We start from the raw sequence: 17,717 nt of genomic DNA, 5'->3' as shown, positions 1-17,717 counted from the left end.
GGATGGCTTTACGGCGTGTTTCAGAGGGCACAACAATCACGAACTAAATCGCAGGCATAAAAAAAGCGCACCTAAGTGCGCTTTTTTTGGCTTGTGTTGCTAAGTCTAGATTAGTCTAGGATCTTAGATACAACACCAGCACCTACTGTACGACCACCTTCACGGATTGCGAAACGAAGACCTTCTTCCATCGCGATCGGAGCAATTAGCTCAACTTTGAATTTAAGGTTGTCACCAGGCATTACCATTTCTACGCCTTCTGGAAGCTCTACAGCACCAGTTACGTCAGTTGTACGGAAGTAGAACTGTGGACGGTAGCCTTTGAAGAATGGAGTATGACGGCCACCTTCATCTTTAGATAGTACGTATACTTCTGCTTCGAAGTTAACGTGTGGAGTGATTGAACCAGGCTTAGCTAGTACTTGACCACGCTCAACTTCATCACGCTTAGTACCACGTAGAAGAACACCAACGTTCTCACCTGCACGGCCTTCGTCAAGAAGCTTACGGAACATCTCAACACCAGTACAAGTAGTCTTAGTAGTGTCTTTGATACCTACGATTTCTACTTCTTCACCAACCTTGATGATACCTTGCTCAACACGACCAGTTACAACTGTACCACGGCCTGAGATTGAGAATACGTCTTCGATTGGAAGAATGAACGGCTTGTCGATTGCACGCTCTGGCTCTGGGATGTATGAATCAAGCGCTTCACCAAGCTCGATGATTTTCTTTTCCCACTCTGCGTCGCCTTCAAGCGCTTTAAGAGCTGAACCTTGGATAACTGGTAGGTCATCACCTGGGAATTCGTATTCGTTTAGAAGTTCACGAACTTCCATTTCTACTAGCTCTAGAAGCTCTTCATCGTCAACCATGTCACACTTGTTCATGAATACGATGATGTAAGGAATACCAACCTGACGACCAAGTAGGATGTGCTCACGAGTTTGTGGCATAGGGCCATCAGTCGCAGCAACTACTAGGATACCACCGTCCATCTGAGCAGCACCAGTGATCATGTTTTTAACGTAATCAGCGTGTCCTGGGCAGTCTACGTGTGCGTAGTGACGAGTAGGAGTATCGTATTCTACGTGTGAAGTAGAGATGGTGATACCACGTGCTTTTTCTTCAGGCGCGTTATCGATTTGATCGAAAGCCTGTGCGTTACCACCGTAAGTCTTTGAAAGAACTGTAGTGATTGCTGCAGTTAGCGTAGTTTTACCGTGGTCAACGTGGCCGATTGTACCCACGTTTACGTGGGGTTTCGTACGTTCAAACTTTTCTTTTGCCATTTTTCTCGTTTCCTAAGTTAAAAGTCCGACCCACCAATAGACCGGACCGAACCTTCATTTAGATTAAATTCTAGATTCAATAATAGCCTGCGCCACATTGTTCGGCGCCTCAGAATAATTGAAGAACTCCATTGAGTATGAAGCACGACCTTGTGTTTGTGAACGCAAGTCAGTTGCGTAGCCAAACATTTCTGAAAGCGGCACTTTAGCACGTATTATTTTAACACCTGCGACGCCATCTTCCATACCTTCGATCATGCCGCGGCGACGATTAATGTCACCAACTACATCACCCATCCAGTCTTCTGGAGTAGTCACTTCAACTTTCATTGTGGGTTCAAGTAACACCGGATTTGCTTCTGCGGCGCCTTTTTTGAAACCCATAGAGCCGGCGATCTTAAACGCCATTTCAGAAGAGTCAACATCGTGGTATGAACCGTCAAACAACGTAACCTTTACATCAAGTACTGGATACCCTGCAAGAACACCACTTCGCATCTGCTCCTGAATTCCTTTATCGACCGCTGGAATGAACTCTTTTGGTACCACACCACCGACGATTTCGTTCACAAATTCGTAGCCTGAACCTTCTTCTTGAGGCTCAATGCGCAGCCATACATGACCAAATTGGCCGCGGCCGCCTGACTGACGAACGAACTTCCCTTCAACTTCAACAGATTTACGAAGGGTTTCACGATAAGCAACCTGAGGGTTACCTACGTTACATTCAACTTTAAATTCGCGCTTCATGCGGTCGACAATGATATCAAGGTGAAGTTCACCCATACCTGAGATAATCGTCTGGCCTGTCTCGTCGTCAGTTTTCACTTTGAATGACGGATCTTCAGCTGCAAGCTTGCTTAGGGCTATGCCCATTTTCTCTTGGTCAGCTTGCGACTTAGGCTCAACCGCAATTGAAATTACCGGCTCTGGGAACTCCATACGCTCTAGCGTAATAACATGGTTAGGGTCACAAAGCGTATCACCGGTTGTTACATCTTTAAGGCCAATGGCCGCAGCGATGTCACCTGCGCGTACTTCTTTAATTTCTTCACGGTCTTTCGCGTGCATTTGCACAATACGACCAAAGCGCTCACGCTTGCCCTTAACAGGGTTGTAAACCGTATCACCCGTGTTTACTACACCAGAGTAACAACGGAAGAAGGTTAGCGTACCCACAAATGGGTCGGTCGCTATTTTAAATGCTAGCGCTGAGAACGGCTCATCGTCGCTTGAATGACGCTCTGCTTCTGTCTCGTCTTTGTCGTCAAGTACACCAGTAATGGCCTTAACTTCTGTTGGAGACGGAAGATAATGAATAACAGAGTCTAGTACTGCCTGAACACCTTTGTTTTTGAAGGCACTGCCACAGGTGGCAAGAACAATTTCGTTGTTCAGCGTACGCTGACGAAGGCCTGAACGAATTTCTTCCTCAGAAAGCTCTTCACCTTCCAAGTATTTATTCATTAGCTCATCAGATGCTTCTGCAGCCGCTTCGATCATTTCGGTACGGTACTGCTCAGCGGTATCTAAATATTCAGCCGGAATGTCTTCATAGGTAAATGTCATACCCATGTCTTCTTCATTCCAGTTGATGGCTTTCATCTTCACAAGGTCGATGACGCCATGGAAATTCTCTTCAGCGCCCATGTTGATTTGAATCGGAACACAGTTTGCGCCTAAACGCTTGCGGATTTGACCCACAACACGTTCAAAATCAGCGCCAGCCCGGTCCATCTTATTAACGAACACAAGGCGTGGCACTTGATATTTGTCAGCCTGTCGCCAGACTGTCTCTGATTGAGGTTCTACCCCAGAAGACCCACAGAAAACAACCACTGCACCGTCTAGTACACGCAATGAACGCTCTACTTCGATAGTAAAGTCAACGTGTCCAGGGGTGTCGATGATGTTGATCCTGTGTTGATCGAACTGTTGCTCCATACCAGACCAGAAACAAGTCGTTGCAGCAGACGTGATAGTAATACCACGCTCCTGCTCTTGCTCCATCCAGTCCATGGTAGCAGCACCATCGTGCACTTCACCGATTTTGTGAGACAGTCCTGTATAAAACAGAACACGCTCTGTGGTCGTGGTTTTACCCGCGTCCACGTGAGCCACAATACCAATATTGCGATAACGCTCAATCGAGGTCTTACGAGGCATAAATCTCTCTCAGTTAAATAACGTTGATTACCAACGGTAGTGAGCAAACGCTTTGTTTGCTTCGGCCATACGGTGAACGTCTTCACGTTTCTTAACCGCTGAACCTTTATTATCTGCTGCGTCTAGCATTTCAGCCGCTAGGCGTTGTGCCATAGACTTTTCGCCACGTTTACGTGCAGCTTCAACCATCCAACGCATACCTAGCGCGTTACGACGAACTGGACGTACTTCAACTGGAACCTGATAAGTTGAACCACCAACACGACGAGACTTAACCTCTACTGTTGGGCGGATGTTATCAAGCGCTTCCTCGAAGATATCTAGGTGTGCTTTGCCGGTTTTTTCAGCAACAATATCAAGCGCACCGTAAACGATTTTTTCAGCGACTGACTTTTTGCCGTCGAGCATTACGACATTCATGAATTTCGCAAGCAGTTGTGAACCAAATTTTGGCTCTGGTAGGATTTTACGTTGACCTACGACTCTTCTTCTTGGCATTTTCTATTCTCCGTATGAATTCAGGGAAAACCCAAAACTCTTAAACTTCAGTTTGGCCTTACTAACGGAGAACCGTTATGACTTAGGCTTCTTCGCGCCGTACTTAGAACGGGCTTGTTTACGATCGTTTACACCTGCGCAGTCAAGAGTACCGCGAACTGTGTGATAACGAACACCTGGTAGATCTTTAACACGACCACCACGGATAAGTACTACACTGTGCTCTTGTAGGTTGTGACCTTCACCACCGATGTATGAAGAAACTTCAAAACCGTTAGTTAGACGTACACGACATACTTTACGTAGTGCAGAGTTTGGTTTCTTAGGCGTAGTAGTATATACACGAGTACATACACCACGTCTTTGTGGACAAGCTTGTAGAGCAGCTACGTTGCTTTTTTCAACGGGCTTTCTACGCGGCTTGCGCACTAACTGGTTAACTGTTGCCATTAACTAGCTCCTGATTAAAAACTACGAAAACCCAATCACTGTGATTGGGTCCATATTAATACGATTAATTGCTTAATCGCTCTTGTTTGTGAACATTGTGCTCGTCAACATTCACTGAGCGCTGATACAAAAAACCGCGACCGTTTATCGAGCCACTTATTGGCTATCCAAAATCGGGTCGCGGAATATTAAAGATCATCGCTCTGACTGTCAAGGTGTACAAAGGTTAAGCAGTTAATTTATCTGCAATCTGTACAACATGACTGCCAAATTGTTAGGAGTACGTTAACGTACTCCTATGATCTTGCCTTATTCGGCAGTATCTTCGTCTGCACCAGCATTAAGCGCTTCGGTTAGTGCCTGTTCTGCTTCAGCAGCAGAAACTGACATTTCTTCGATTTGCTCTTTGCGACGTTGTGCACGGCGTTCGTGGTAAGCGAAACCTGTACCCGCTGGAATTAGTCGACCAACGATTACGTTTTCTTTCAGACCGCGTAGGTCATCTTCTTTACCTTGAACCGCAGCTTCAGTTAGAACACGTGTTGTTTCTTGGAACGATGCCGCTGAGATAAATGACTCAGTAGACAGTGACGCTTTAGTGATACCAAGCAGCTGTGTTTCGTACTGCGCTGGGATCTTGCCGTGTTTTTCAATTTCACGGTTAGCCACTTTGACGTTCGATACTTCAACCTGTTCGCCTTCAAGGAACTGCGTATCGCCTGGATTAGTGATAATGCACTTGCGTAGCATCTGACGGATAACTACTTCAATGTGCTTATCGTTAATCTTAACACCCTGTAGACGGTAAACTTCCTGAACCTCGTTCACGATGTAGTTTGCTACAGCTGAGATACCACGTAGACGTAGGATATCGTGTGGAGACTCTGGACCATCAGCGATAACTTCGCCTTTTTCCACTTTCTCACCTTCGAACACGTTAAGCTGACGCCACTTAGGAATCATCTCTTCGTACGCGTCACCCTCAGCAGGTGTAATTACAAGACGCTTCTTACCTTTGGTCTCTTTACCGAAGCCGATAGTACCTGAGATTTCTGCAAGGATAGCAGGCTCTTTAGGCTTACGTGCTTCAAATAGGTCCGCAACGCGCGGTAGACCACCCGTGATATCACGAGTCTTCGAGCTTTCCTGAGGAATACGTGCTAGCACGTCACCTTCGTTAGCCACTTTGCCTTCTTTCGCTTCGATGGTAGTGAAGCTTGGAAGACGAATTTCTTGAAGACCGAACTCGTCGCTTTCAAGAATTAGCTTAGGCTCTTTAGAGTTTACTTTCGCAAGGTCTTTAACAACGATACGGGTTAGACCAGTAAGCTCGTCTTGCTGCATTTCAGTGTTAGAGTCATCAATGTCTGCGAAGCTGATCTTAGCTGCACGTTCAGTGATGATTGGGTGACTATGCGGATCCCAGTTAGCAACAACGTCGCCAGCTGCAATAGTTGCACCGTCATCCACGCTAAGTACAGCACCGTAAGGTACTTTATAGCGCTCTTTCTCACGGCCTTGCTCGTCGATAACAGTAAGTTCTGTTGAACGAGAAACGATAACCACTTTGCCGTCAGAGTTACGTACGAACTTCGCGTTGTGTAGCTTAAGGCTACCCGCAGTCTTAACTTGTACGCTGTTCTCAGCAGATGCTCTTGATGCCGCACCACCGATGTGGAACGTACGCATGGTAAGCTGTGTACCTGGCTCACCGATTGACTGTGCTGCAATAACACCAACCGATTCACCGCTACCCACCATGTGACCACGTGCAAGGTCACGACCGTAACACTTAGCACAAACACCGAAGTCGTTGTCACAAGTGATTACCGAGCGAACCATGATTTGGTCAACTGAGTTAGCTTCAAGCATGTCTACTAACGCTTCGTCTAGAAGAACGTTACGCTCAACTAGTACTTCATTAGTACCTGGCTTAAGTACATCTTCTGCTACCACACGACCTAGTACACGCTCGCGTAGTGGCTCAACAACGTCACCACCTTCGATTAGTGGTGTCATTTGAACACCCTCGAATGTGCCACAGTCGTCGTTAGTGATTACCAAGTCTTGTGCAACGTCTACTAGACGACGCGTTAGGTAACCCGAGTTCGCTGTCTTAAGTGCGGTATCCGCAAGACCTTTACGAGCACCGTGAGTTGAGATGAAGTACTGTAGTACGTTCAGACCTTCACGGAAGTTCGCCGTAATTGGGGTTTCGATGATTGAGCCATCTGGCTTAGCCATCAGACCACGCATACCAGCTAGCTGACGAATCTGAGCGGCACTACCACGAGCACCCGAGTCGGCCATCATGTAAACAGAGTTAAATGATGATTGCTCTTCTTCTTCGCCATCGCGGTTAATTACGATGTCAGTCTTAAGGTTATCCATCATGGCCTTAGCAACTTTTTCGTTGGCATTTGACCAGATATCGATAACTTTGTTGTAACGCTCACCCGCGGTAACAAGACCGTTTTGGAACTGTTCCTGAATTTCAATAACTTCTGCTTCCGCTGCATCAATGATGTCTTTCTTAGCAGCAGGGATAACCATATCGTCGATACCAACAGACGCACCCGCGATCATCGCGTAGTGGAAACCGGTATACATGATTTGGTCAGCAGCAATTACTGTGTCTTTCAGACCTAGCGTACGGTAACAAGCATTCAATAGTCTTGAAATTTGCTTCTTGCCCATCGCTTGGTTGATGATTTCAAACGGCAGACCCTTTGGAAGGATCAATGAGAAAATCGCACGACCAACAGTCGTGTCAGTTAGCGTTACTTTCTCAGTTTTGTTGCCATCTTCATCGATGTCATATTCAGTAATACGTACTTTAACGCGAGAGTGAAGCTCAGCATTACCTGTACGGTATGCTTTTTCTGCTTCATTCGGGCTCGTGAATACCATGCCTTCGCCTAAGCCGTTTACTTTGTCACGCGTTAGGTAGTAAAGACCCAATACAACGTCCTGTGAAGGTACGATAATTGGCTCACCGTTCGCAGGTGACAGAATGTTGTTCGTTGACATCATAAGTGCACGTGCTTCTAGCTGTGCTTCGATTGTCAACGGAACGTGTACCGCCATTTGGTCACCATCGAAGTCGGCGTTGTACGCCGCACACACTAGCGGGTGAAGCTGAATCGCTTTACCTTCGATTAGTGTTGGTTCGAATGCTTGGATACCCAAACGGTGAAGTGTAGGTGCACGGTTAAGTAGTACCGGGTGTTCGCGGATAACGTCGTCTAGTACGTCCCAAACCTCTGGTGCTTCGCGCTCTACAAGCTTCTTAGCAGCTTTAATTGTAGTCGCAAGACCACGACCTTCAAGCTTACCGTAGATAAACGGCTTAAATAACTCAAGTGCCATCTTCTTAGGAAGACCACACTGGTGAAGGCGTAGCGTAGGACCAACGGTAATTACAGAACGGCCTGAGTAGTCAACACGCTTACCAAGAAGGTTTTGACGGAAACGACCTTGCTTACCTTTGATCATGTCTGCAAGCGACTTAAGTGGACGCTTGTTAGAACCGGTAATCGCACGACCACGACGTCCGTTATCTAGAAGCGCATCAACAGACTCTTGAAGCATACGCTTTTCGTTGCGTACGATGATGTCTGGAGCAGCTAGGTCTAGAAGACGCTTAAGACGGTTGTTACGGTTAATAACACGACGGTATAGGTCGTTAAGGTCAGACGTTGCAAAACGGCCGCCATCTAGTGGTACTAGAGGACGTAAATCTGGTGGAAGTACCGGAAGAACCGTCATGATCATCCACTCTGGCTTATTACCAGACTGTTGGAATGACTCAAGCAACTTAAGACGCTTAGTAATTTTCTTACGCTTAGTTTCAGAGTTGATTGAAGGCAGCTCTTCACGCATAGCCGCAACGTCTGCGTCTACGTCTAGTGCTGTAAGAAGATCGAATACTGCTTCAGCACCCATCTTCGCTTCAAACTCATCACCGTGCTCTTCAAGTGCATCCAAGTATTCTTCTTCGTTAAGAAGTTGGCTGCGCTCAAGCGTAGTCATACCTGGCTCTGTAACCACGTATGATTCAAAGTAAAGTACACGTTCAATATCACGAAGTGTCATATCTAGCATTAGGCCGATACGAGACGGAAGTGATTTCAGGAACCAGATGTGTGCTACCGGGCTAGCTAGCTCGATGTGACCCATACGCTCACGACGTACTTTAGTCAGTGTAACTTCAACGCCACACTTCTCACAGATAACACCACGGTGCTTAAGGCGCTTGTACTTACCGCAAAGACACTCGTAGTCTTTAACCGGACCAAAGATACGCGCACAGAACAGACCGTCACGCTCAGGCTTGAACGTACGGTAGTTAATTGTTTCAGGCTTTTTAACTTCACCGAATGACCATGAACGGATCATGTCAGGTGAAGACAGACCGATTCGAATATTATCGAATTCTTCAGTCTTGTTTTGTTGCTTTAGAAACTTTAATAAGTCTTTCACATTACTCTCCCAGCGGAGTCAGTCTCTAGAGCCCGGCGCAAGCGCCGGGCCATCTCATAACATTACGTGGCTAACGCCGTATTACTTTTCTTCAAGCTCGATGTTGATACCCAACGAGCGAATTTCTTTAAGTAGTACGTTGAATGACTCTGGCATGCCAGGTTCCATTCTGTGGTCGCCATCGACGATGTTCTTGTACATCTTGGTACGGCCGTTAACGTCATCCGACTTAACGGTAAGCATTTCTTGAAGGGTATATGCTGCACCGTATGCTTCAAGTGCCCACACTTCCATCTCACCGAAGCGCTGACCACCGAACTGTGCTTTACCACCAAGAGGCTGCTGTGTAACAAGGCTGTAAGAACCAGTAGAACGCGCGTGCATTTTGTCGTCTACTAAGTGGTTCAGTTTCAGCATGTACATGTAACCAACCGTAACTGGACGCTCAAATTCGCGACCGGTACGACCGTCAAACAAAGCAATCTGACCGCTTTCTGGAATATCAGCAAGCTTCAGCATTTCTTTGATTTCAGATTCACGAGCACCGTCGAATACAGGTGTTGCTACTGGAACACCCTTACGAAGGTTTTCCGCTAGACGACGAACTTCGTGGTCTGTGAAGCTATCGATGTCTACTTCTTGGTGATTCTCACCAAGCTCGTACACCTTCTTCAGGAAGTCACGTAGTTCAGCCAGCTCGCGCTGCTCTTTAATCATGCGATCAATCTTCACACCAAGACCGTGTGCAGCCATACCCAAGTGCGTTTCTAGGATCTGACCGATGTTCATACGAGACGGTACACCTAGTGGGTTAAGAACGATATCTACCGGCGTACCGTTAGCATCGTATGGCATGTCTTCTACAGGCTGGATAGTCGAGATAACACCTTTGTTACCGTGACGACCGGCCATTTTATCACCCGGTTGGATGTGACGCTTAACCGCAAGGTAAACCTTAACGATCTTAAGCACGCCAGGTGCTAGGTCATCGCCTTGAGTAATCTTGCGACGCTTACCTTCAAACTTCTTATCGAAATCAAGTTTGATTTCAGCATGCTGATCAGCGATTTGGTCTAGCTCTAGCTGTGCATCTTCACTGTTAAGTGCGATTTCAAACCACTTTTCACGCGGCAGGCTGTCAAGCTTAGCTTGGTCAACACCAGCACGTAGTAGTGCAGTTTGTGCACGTGCGAAGATACCGTCTGCAAGAATTTCGAACTCGTCAGTAAGGTCTTTCTTAACCTGACGTAACTGCATATCTTCAATTTCTAGCGCACGCTTGTCTTTCTCTACACCGTCACGGGTAAATACTTGAACGTCGATTACCGTACCGTGAACAGAGTTAGGTACACGTAGAGACGTATCTTTAACGTCAGACGCTTTCTCACCGAAGATTGCACGTAGTAGTTTTTCTTCTGGCGTAAGCTGCGTTTCACCTTTAGGCGTTACTTTACCTACAAGGATGTCACCGCCTTTCACTTCCGCACCAATGTAAACAACACCTGATTCATCAAGCTTGCTTAGTGCAGATTCACCCACGTTCGGGATATCAGAAGAAATCTCTTCTGGCCCAAGCTTAGTATCACGAGCGATACAGCTAAGCTCTTGAATGTGGATAGTAGTAAAACGGTCTTCCTGCGCTACACGCTCAGAAATAAGGATTGAATCCTCAAAGTTGTAACCATTCCACGGCATGAACGCGATACGCATGTTCTGACCAAGTGCAAGATCACCTAGGTCTGTTGAAGGACCATCAGCTAGCACGTCGCCTGCAACAATCGGGTCGCCAACACTACAAGTAGGCTTCTGATTGATACACGTGTTTTGGTTAGAACGTGTGTACTTAGTCAGGTTGTAGATATCGATACCCGCTTCACCTGGAAGCATTTCATCTTCGTCTACTTTAATAACGATACGGCTGGCATCTACGTAATCAACCACACCACCGCGCTTAGCAACTACAGTAACACCTGAGTCAACCGCGATAGTTCTTTCCATACCGGTACCAACTAGCGGCTTATCAGCGCGTAGTGTAGGTACTGCCTGACGTTGCATGTTCGCACCCATAAGTGCACGGTTCGCATCATCGTGCTCTAGGAATGGGATAATGCTTGCAGCAATTGAAACGATTTGCTGAGGTGAAACGTCCATGTACTTGATGTCTTCTTTCGGCATCAAGGTAGTTTCACCACGGTGACGACATGGAATTAGGTCGTCAACCAACTCGCCTGCTTCAGTCAACGCGATGTTTGCCTGAGCGATGGCGAATTGACCTTCTTCAATTGCAGATAAGTAATCGATTTCGTCTGTTACCACACCGTCTACAATGCGACGGAACGGCGTTTCTAGGAAACCGAAGTCATTGGTACGCGCGAAGCTTGCCAATGAGTTAATTAGACCGATGTTCGGGCCTTCCGGCGTTTCGATTGGACATAGACGACCGTAGTGAGTCGGGTGTACGTCTCGAACTTCGAAGCCTGCACGTTCACGTGTAAGACCACCCGGGCCTAATGCAGAAATACGACGCTTATGCGTTACTTCTGATAGCGGGTTGTTTTGGTCCATGAACTGAGAAAGCTGAGATGAACCGAAGAACTCTTTAACCGCAGCCGAGATAGGCTTAGCGTTAATAAGATCTTGTGGCATCACGTTGTCTAGGTCGCCTAAGCTTAGACGCTCTTTAACTGCACGCTCAACACGTACAAGACCAACGCGGAATTGGTTTTCTGCCATTTCACCTACAGAACGGATACGACGGTTACCTAGGTGATCGATGTCATCTACTTCGTCTTTACCGTCACGAATCATTATTAGCTGCTTCATTACAGAAATAATGTCTTCTTTATCTAGTGTACCAGCACCAATAAGTTCTTCACGGCCAAGACGGCGGTTGAACTTCATGCGGCCAACAGAAGATAGGTCGTAACGTTCATCAGAGAAGAACAAGTTATCGAACAAGGTTTCAGCTGCATCTTTCGTTGGTGGCTCACCAGGACGCATCATACGGTAAATTTCAACTAGTGCTTCAAGGCGGTTAGTTGAAGAATCGATACGTAGCGTATCTGAAATGTATGAACCGTGATCTAGCTCGTTGATGTAAAGCGTTTCGAACTCTTTGATGCCCGCTTGGCTAAGTGCCGCTAGGTTTTCAAGGGTTAGTTCGTCGTTCGCGCTTACAATCACTTCGCCTGTGTCTTCGTTTACATAAGTAGCTGCGTAAACACGGCCAATTAGGTAATCGGCTGGAACTTCAAGTTCTGTAAGACCGGCTTTTTCTAGTGCACGCGTGTGGCGCGCAGAAATACGACGACCCGTTTCAACAACAACGTTGCCTTCACCGTCAATGATGTCAAAAGCAGCCGTCTCACCACGTAGGCGATCTGGAACCACTTCCATCATTAGTTTGTCTTTGTCGATACGTACGCTTACTTTGTCGAAGAAAGTATCTAGGATTTCTTCAGACGTCATTTCAAGTGCGCGTAAGATAATCGTTGCAGGCAACTTACGACGACGGTCGATACGTACGAATAGGTTATCTTTCGGGTCAAACTCGAAGTCTAACCACGAACCACGGTAAGGAATTACACGTGCGTTATAAAGCACTTTACCTGACGAGTGGGTTTTACCTTTGTCGTGATCAAAGAATACACCAGGTGAACGGTGTAGCTGTGACACGATAACACGCTCTGTACCATTGATAACGAACGTACCGTTCTCAGTCATCAATGGGATCTCGCCCATGTACACTTCTTGTTCTTTAATATCTTTTACGGTACCTGGCGCAGCGTCTTTATCGAACAACACTAACCGTAGTTTTACTCTTAACGGAGCAGAGAAAGTTACGCCGCGAATTTGACATTCTTTAACGTCGAAAACGGGCTCTCCCAGGCGGTAGCTTACATACTGAAGCTCTGAACTACCTGAGTAGCTTTTAATTGGAAAAACGGAACGAAATGCTGCTTCCAAACCGTATTGAGCATCTGCATCGATCTCAATAAACTTTTTGAAAGAATCAAGCTGAATTGAAAGAAGGTATGGAATTTCCAATACCTGTGGGCGTTTGCCAAAATCCTTACGGATACGTTTCTTTTCGCTATAAGAGTAAACCATGGGTTCCTCAGCCTGCTGATTTATGACCCAACCTGCTGCAAAATGCTTTAAAACGCGTGCTATGGGCTAAAAGCTACGTTTCAAATGGCGCACTAAGCAACAAACTTCCACAACCCTTTTTCGGGCAGATACACCAGCATACAACAAAATTTAACCAATTATTAGTTAACTTGTTGGATTTTTATGCTTTTTATGGGTATTTCCGAATGGCGCTTTAAGTAGTGTAACCAAGGGTTAGATTCTACACACTATACAGCGCAAAAAGGCTGGTGGTTTAAAAAACCACCAGCCTTGCCGTCTCAGGCAATAATCTGACTATGTCAGATTACTTGATTTCTACTTCTGCACCAGCTTCTTCAAGCTCTTTCTTAAGTGCTTCAGCTTCATCTTTGCTTACGCCTTCTTTGATAGCTTTAGGAGCAGACTCAACTACTTCTTTAGCTTCTTTAAGACCTAGGCCAGTCGCGCCGCGAACTGCTTTGATAACTGCAACTTTGTTGCCACCGAATGAAGTCATTACAACGTCGAATTCAGTCTTTTCTTCTGCAGCAGCAGCGTCACCGCCAGCAGCTGGACCAGCAACAGCAACAGCAGCTGCAGCAGATACGTTGAATTTTTCTTCAGCCGCTTCGATTAGTTCAACCAGTTCCATTACTGGCATTTCAGCGATTGCGTTTAAGATATCTTCTTTAGTTAGAGCCATGTTCTCTAAACTCCTGGGTATAAAATGTTAAAAAAATCAATATGCCAAAAACGCCAATTACTTGGTGTCTTTGACCGCCGCCAATACGCGCACAAACTTGCCAGGAACTTCGTTGATTGTTTGAACGAATTTCCCAACTGGTGCTTTGAAGGTTGCAAGTAGTTTCGCAAGCGCTTCGTCGCGGGTAGGTAGTGCTGCAACTGCGTCCAATTTCTCTGGACCAAGAAGACCGCTACCAATAGATAGTGCTGTAACTTTTAGCTTATCGTTAGTCTTACCGAAGTCTTTGAAAAGACGTGCCGCACCGCCTGGTGCGTCGATAGAGAAACCATAGATAAGCGGACCAGTTAAGGCGCTGTCTAAGTCTGCAAATTGACTGTCTGCTAGAGCACGCTTTGCAAGAGTGTTACGTACAACCTTTAGGTATACGCCTTGCTCACGAGCTTTAACACGTAGGTCAGTCAGTTCTGCAACTTCCATCCCACGGTATTCAGCAACGGCTACGGATAGAGCGCGAGACGCAACTTCAGAAACTTCTGCTACGATCTCTTTTTTTGCTGCTAAACCTAGTGCCACTGAGTTCACCTCTTTGTATCTGACTTTGTTTGCGGTTACCCGCTTACGCCGTCAGGGTTCACAGATTGATACCAACCCTCATGGTTGATACCGCTCTACGGTGTTTGTTACCCCAGAGAGTCTGAGTCAAACCACCGTCTGCGCAGGTTGTTGTATTAAGCAGTGTGTTGACTGTGAAAGTTCTCTTACCTCTTTCACCACACCGCACCTGCGGTCTAGGACGGGAGCTGCTTATTAGCACTGCTAATTGTCACAGCTCCAACCCATAACCTTTAAGAGATTTCGATAAGCCTAAGCTCAGCGAAATTAAAGACCTACAGAAGCCTTATCAAGAGCAACACCAGCACCCATTGTAGTGCTTAGGCTGATCTTCTTGATGTATGTACCTTTCGCAGAAGAAGGCTTAGCTTTCTTCAGTGCTTCAAGTAGCGCTTCAAGGTTTTCTTGAATTTGGTTCGCTTCGAACGCAATCTTACCAATGCTAGCGTGGATGATACCGTTCTTATCGTTACGGTAGCGTACCTGACCAGCTTTAGCGTTCTTAACTGCCGTTGCAACGTCAGGCGTTACAGTGCCAGTTTTTGGGTTAGGCATAAGGCCGCGTGGACCTAAGATTTGACCTAGTTGACCAACAACACGCATCGCGTCTGGGCTAGCAACTACTACGTCAAAGTTCATTTCGCCTTTCTTAACTTGCTCAGCTAAGTCGTCCATACCAACGATGTCTGCACCAGCTTCTTTAGCCGCTTCAGCATTTGCACCTTGAGTGAATACTGCAACGCGAACGTCTTTACCAGTACCGTTAGGTAGTACAGTTGCACCACGAACGTTTTGGTCAGATTTCTTCGCATCGATACCAAGGTTAACAGATACGTCTACGCTTTCTGCGAACTTAGCTGTTGCTAGTTCTTTAAGAAGCGCTACTGCTTCGTTGATTTCGTACTCTTTAGTAGAGTCAACTTTGTCGCGGATTAGGCGAGCGCGTTTAGTTAATTTAGCCATTCGATTAGTCCTCTACGTTCAAGCCCATTGAGCGAGCAGAACCCGCGATAGTGCGTACCGCTGCATCTAGATCAGCTGCAGTAAGGTCTGGCTCTTTAGTTTTAGCAATCTCTTCCAACTGAGCGCGAGTAACTTTACCCACTTTTTCAGTGTTAGGACGGCCAGAACCACTCTTGATGCCCGCTGCTTTCTTAAGCAGGTAAGACGCAGGAGGAGTCTTAGTTTCGAATGTGAAAGAGCGATCTTCGTATACAGTAATTTCTACTGGTACTGGAGCGCCTTTCTCAAGGCTTTCTGTTTTCGCGTTGAAAGCCTTACAGAATTCCATGATGTTTACACCGTGTTGACCTAGTGCAGGACCAACTGGTGGACTTGGGTTAGCAGCACCTGCTGCAACCTGAAGCTTGATAATACCGCTTACTTTTTTAGCCATTTTACATGCTCTCTTGTTTGGGTCTAACGCCTCGCAAATACAGAGATTATTTGCTCAATCGGCTTCCCGTTTCCGTTTAAAAGGGCGCGCATTATATAAGGTGATTAATTACTATGCAAGGGCTATTTAGAATAAAAAACCATCGAAAGGTCAGTATTTTTCATAGGCAAAGTGAATCAGAGTTATGTTGGCTTTACGCAGACTGTGTGAAGCCCATCATTTATTTTGAAAGGATAATCAAACAATGGAAAAACCTACAGAATTAAACAATCATGAGATCTCAAATGTTTCTGGTGCACTTTGGGCCAATGCTTTAGGCGCAATAGCCGGTGGCATAGGTGGTTTCTACGGGGCAATTATTGGTGGCGGGCGTAACGCATCGTTCAGTACCATCGCTACAGGAACACTTGCCGGAATGGGTGCAGGCGCTTTAAGTCCGGTTAAAGGTTTCAGCTCTCTCGCAACATCCGTAGGTGGTGGGTTAGTTTCGGGCGCTATAGCAAATTTGGCGTCGGATCTAGAGGGTTTAGAAACAACAGATGAGTGAAGGTCAAATTTAAAATGGTAGATATCGGAACGGTGTTCATTTGGGTCATGGTAATTTGTGGAATGAACCTAATCTTAAAACGTGCGCTGGGTGTCAAATTTTGGGACTCTTTTACAAAGAGCGATAAAGTCTCTGAAAAAACCGCAACAATATTGCAGTTTATGTTTATGTTTCTTTCGCTTATTAGCTGTTATTTCTGGCTTATTTAGGTCAAGAGGATGCTACGTTGTAGTAACATGCAAATTTTTATAAATATTCACCGCTCTCCTTTTATCGTTATCTAGATACAAAAAAGCCCCGTCAAACGGGGCTTTTTAAAAATACTATACGGTAGCTTGAGTAGGCTTAGCCTTTTTCTACTTGACCAAATTCTAGGTCTACTGGAGTAGAACGACCGAAGATAAGTACCGATACTTTTACGCGGCTCTTTTCGTAGTCTACTTCTTCTACCACACCGTTGAAGTCTGCAAACGGGCCATCGATCACGCGAATAACTTCGCCTGGCTCGAACAGCGTCTTTGGTCTTGGCTTATCAACGTTTTCTTCAAGACGATTTAAGATAGCGTCAGCTTCTTTCTGCGTGATTGGCATAGGGCGATCAGATGTGCCGCCGATGAAACCAAGTACGCGAGGTACGCTTTTCACTAAGTGCCATGACTCTTCCGTCATCGCCATTTCTACCAATACATAACCTGGGTAGAACTTACGCTCAGACTTACGCTTTTGACCAGCACGCATTTCTACTACTTCTTCTGTTGGTACTAGTACCTGACCAAAGTAGTCTTCCATGTTGTGCATTTTGATGTATTCAAGCAGGGTCTTCTTAACGCGAGACTCATATTGTGAATAGGCTTGAACTACGTACCATCTTTTCTTTACTGCTTCTTCTTCAGACATACGGTTATGCTCCTATTCCTGTAATAAAGCCAACTACACGAACGATGATGCCGTCTAGTCCCCATAAAATTAGTGCCATAATTAACGTCGCTGCAAGCACGATAAGTGTAGTTTGGTTCGCCTCTTGGCGAGTTGGCCACACAACCTTGCGAACTTCTGTGCGAGACTCTTTAGCAAAGCTCAAGAAGGTGCTACCTTTTTCGGTAGTTGCCGCGATGAAACCAGCTATACCAACAACTACAACAATTGCGATGGCACGGTATAGTACCGAGATCTCACCGTACATTGTATTAGCGGTTACTAAACCGGCAAGTAGTGCAAAAACCACTACCCATTTAAACATGTCCAATGCATTGGACTGATTTTCCGTCTTTTCGCTCATGTTACGATCCTAGCACTACAGCGTCGTTGTTTTACGCATCTAAAAAATGCGCAACTTAAAAATTCTTAGTTTAAGTAAATTTGGCAGGGGTGGAGGGACTCGAACCCCCAACCATCGGTTTTGGAGACCGCTGTTCTACCAATTCGAACTACACCCCTGTGGTGTCGATAAGACAA

At 46.0% G+C, this 17,717-nt stretch carries 13 protein-coding genes and 1 tRNA gene; 1 reads left to right on the top strand and 13 read right to left on the bottom strand.

Translation table 11 applies throughout. The annotated features are described in order from the left end of the window. Positions 1-110: 110 nt before the first annotated feature. From tuf to rplK, 10 genes are all read right to left on the bottom strand, one after another. Positions 111-1,295, bottom strand: a complete 1,185-nt coding sequence (tuf, locus tag MHN00_RS10010) for an elongation factor Tu (RefSeq protein WP_014977498.1) — start codon at positions 1,293-1,295, stop codon at positions 111-113. A gap of 63 nt (positions 1,296-1,358) precedes the next feature. After that, positions 1,359-3,461 (bottom strand): elongation factor G, encoded by a 2,103-nt coding sequence (gene fusA / locus MHN00_RS10005; RefSeq protein ID WP_014951035.1) that lies wholly within the window; start codon positions 3,459-3,461, stop codon positions 1,359-1,361. 27 nt (positions 3,462-3,488) lie between these two features. Next, positions 3,489-3,959 carry a 30S ribosomal protein S7 gene (gene rpsG, locus MHN00_RS10000; protein WP_014951036.1) on the bottom strand — a complete coding sequence of 157 codons (471 nt, stop codon included), beginning with the start codon at positions 3,957-3,959 and terminating at the stop codon, positions 3,489-3,491. A gap of 75 nt (positions 3,960-4,034) precedes the next feature. Beyond that, positions 4,035-4,409, bottom strand: coding sequence for a 30S ribosomal protein S12 (gene rpsL / locus MHN00_RS09995; protein ID WP_014951037.1), 375 nt, complete (start codon positions 4,407-4,409; stop codon positions 4,035-4,037). Positions 4,410-4,718: 309 nt separating this feature from the next. After that, positions 4,719-8,891, bottom strand: coding sequence for a DNA-directed RNA polymerase subunit beta' (gene rpoC / locus MHN00_RS09990; protein ID WP_039229319.1), 4,173 nt, complete (start codon positions 8,889-8,891; stop codon positions 4,719-4,721). A gap of 81 nt (positions 8,892-8,972) precedes the next feature. Then, positions 8,973-13,001: a DNA-directed RNA polymerase subunit beta gene (rpoB, locus tag MHN00_RS09985; protein WP_014977618.1), complete on the bottom strand. Its 4,029-nt coding sequence runs from the start codon at positions 12,999-13,001 to the stop codon at positions 8,973-8,975. 325 nt (positions 13,002-13,326) lie between these two features. Further along, entirely contained in the window at positions 13,327-13,704 is a 378-nt protein-coding gene (gene rplL / locus MHN00_RS09980; protein ID WP_015068303.1) for a 50S ribosomal protein L7/L12, read from the bottom strand. 57 nt (positions 13,705-13,761) lie between these two features. Continuing rightward, the gene (gene rplJ / locus MHN00_RS09975) at positions 13,762-14,280 is read right to left on the bottom strand and encodes a 50S ribosomal protein L10 (protein WP_014951041.1); all 519 of its coding nucleotides are present in this window, start codon (positions 14,278-14,280) and stop codon (positions 13,762-13,764) included. A gap of 306 nt (positions 14,281-14,586) precedes the next feature. Beyond that, positions 14,587-15,282 (bottom strand): 50S ribosomal protein L1, encoded by a 696-nt coding sequence (gene rplA, locus MHN00_RS09970; RefSeq protein ID WP_014951042.1) that lies wholly within the window; start codon positions 15,280-15,282, stop codon positions 14,587-14,589. A 4-nt stretch (positions 15,283-15,286) separates the two neighbouring features. Beyond that, positions 15,287-15,715 (bottom strand): 50S ribosomal protein L11, encoded by a 429-nt coding sequence (gene rplK / locus MHN00_RS09965; protein WP_014951043.1) that lies wholly within the window; start codon positions 15,713-15,715, stop codon positions 15,287-15,289. A 244-nt stretch (positions 15,716-15,959) separates the two neighbouring features. Here rplK and MHN00_RS09960 point away from each other — a divergent pair, with 244 nt between their 5' ends. Next, positions 15,960-16,262, top strand: a complete 303-nt coding sequence (locus MHN00_RS09960; protein WP_061096048.1) for a hypothetical protein — start codon at positions 15,960-15,962, stop codon at positions 16,260-16,262. A gap of 345 nt (positions 16,263-16,607) precedes the next feature. Here MHN00_RS09960 and nusG read toward each other — a convergent pair whose 3' ends face one another. The 3 genes from nusG to MHN00_RS09945 form a co-directional block, all read right to left on the bottom strand. Then, entirely contained in the window at positions 16,608-17,159 is a 552-nt protein-coding gene (gene nusG, locus MHN00_RS09955) for a transcription termination/antitermination protein NusG (RefSeq protein WP_014951044.1), read from the bottom strand. A 4-nt stretch (positions 17,160-17,163) separates the two neighbouring features. Next, positions 17,164-17,541 carry a preprotein translocase subunit SecE gene (gene secE, locus MHN00_RS09950; protein WP_014951045.1) on the bottom strand — a complete coding sequence of 126 codons (378 nt, stop codon included), beginning with the start codon at positions 17,539-17,541 and terminating at the stop codon, positions 17,164-17,166. 81 nt (positions 17,542-17,622) lie between these two features. Then, positions 17,623-17,699, bottom strand: a tRNA-Trp gene (locus MHN00_RS09945). Positions 17,700-17,717 lie beyond the last annotated feature (18 nt).

Origin of the sequence: Alteromonas sp. Cnat2-8 (assembly GCF_022348355.1) — a bacterium.
In the GTDB taxonomy this organism is placed as follows: Bacteria; Pseudomonadota; Gammaproteobacteria; order Enterobacterales; family Alteromonadaceae; genus Alteromonas; species Alteromonas macleodii.
The sequence above is the reverse complement of the archived record's forward strand: the minus strand, read 5'-3'. Positions and strand labels throughout refer to the sequence as shown.

Bases quoted from the DNA above. Each gene is read 5' to 3' on its own strand.
- tuf (WP_014977498.1), bottom strand. From the start codon at position 1,295: ATGGCAAAAGAAAAGTTTGAACGTACGAAACCCCACGTAAACGTGGGT.
- fusA (WP_014951035.1), bottom strand. From the start codon at position 3,461: ATGCCTCGTAAGACCTCGATTGAGCGTTATCGCAATATTGGTATTGTG.
- rpsG (WP_014951036.1), bottom strand. From the start codon at position 3,959: ATGCCAAGAAGAAGAGTCGTAGGTCAACGTAAAATCCTACCAGAGCCA.
- rpsL (WP_014951037.1), bottom strand. From the start codon at position 4,409: ATGGCAACAGTTAACCAGTTAGTGCGCAAGCCGCGTAGAAAGCCCGTT.
- rpoB (WP_014977618.1), bottom strand. From the start codon at position 13,001: ATGGTTTACTCTTATAGCGAAAAGAAACGTATCCGTAAGGATTTTGGC.
- rplL (WP_015068303.1), bottom strand. From the start codon at position 13,704: ATGGCTCTAACTAAAGAAGATATCTTAAACGCAATCGCTGAAATGCCA.
- rplA (WP_014951042.1), bottom strand. From the start codon at position 15,282: ATGGCTAAATTAACTAAACGCGCTCGCCTAATCCGCGACAAAGTTGAC.
- rplK (WP_014951043.1), bottom strand. From the start codon at position 15,715: ATGGCTAAAAAAGTAAGCGGTATTATCAAGCTTCAGGTTGCAGCAGGT.
- MHN00_RS09960 (WP_061096048.1), top strand. From the start codon at position 15,960: ATGGAAAAACCTACAGAATTAAACAATCATGAGATCTCAAATGTTTCT.
- nusG (WP_014951044.1), bottom strand. From the start codon at position 17,159: ATGTCTGAAGAAGAAGCAGTAAAGAAAAGATGGTACGTAGTTCAAGCC.
- secE (WP_014951045.1), bottom strand. From the start codon at position 17,541: ATGAGCGAAAAGACGGAAAATCAGTCCAATGCATTGGACATGTTTAAA.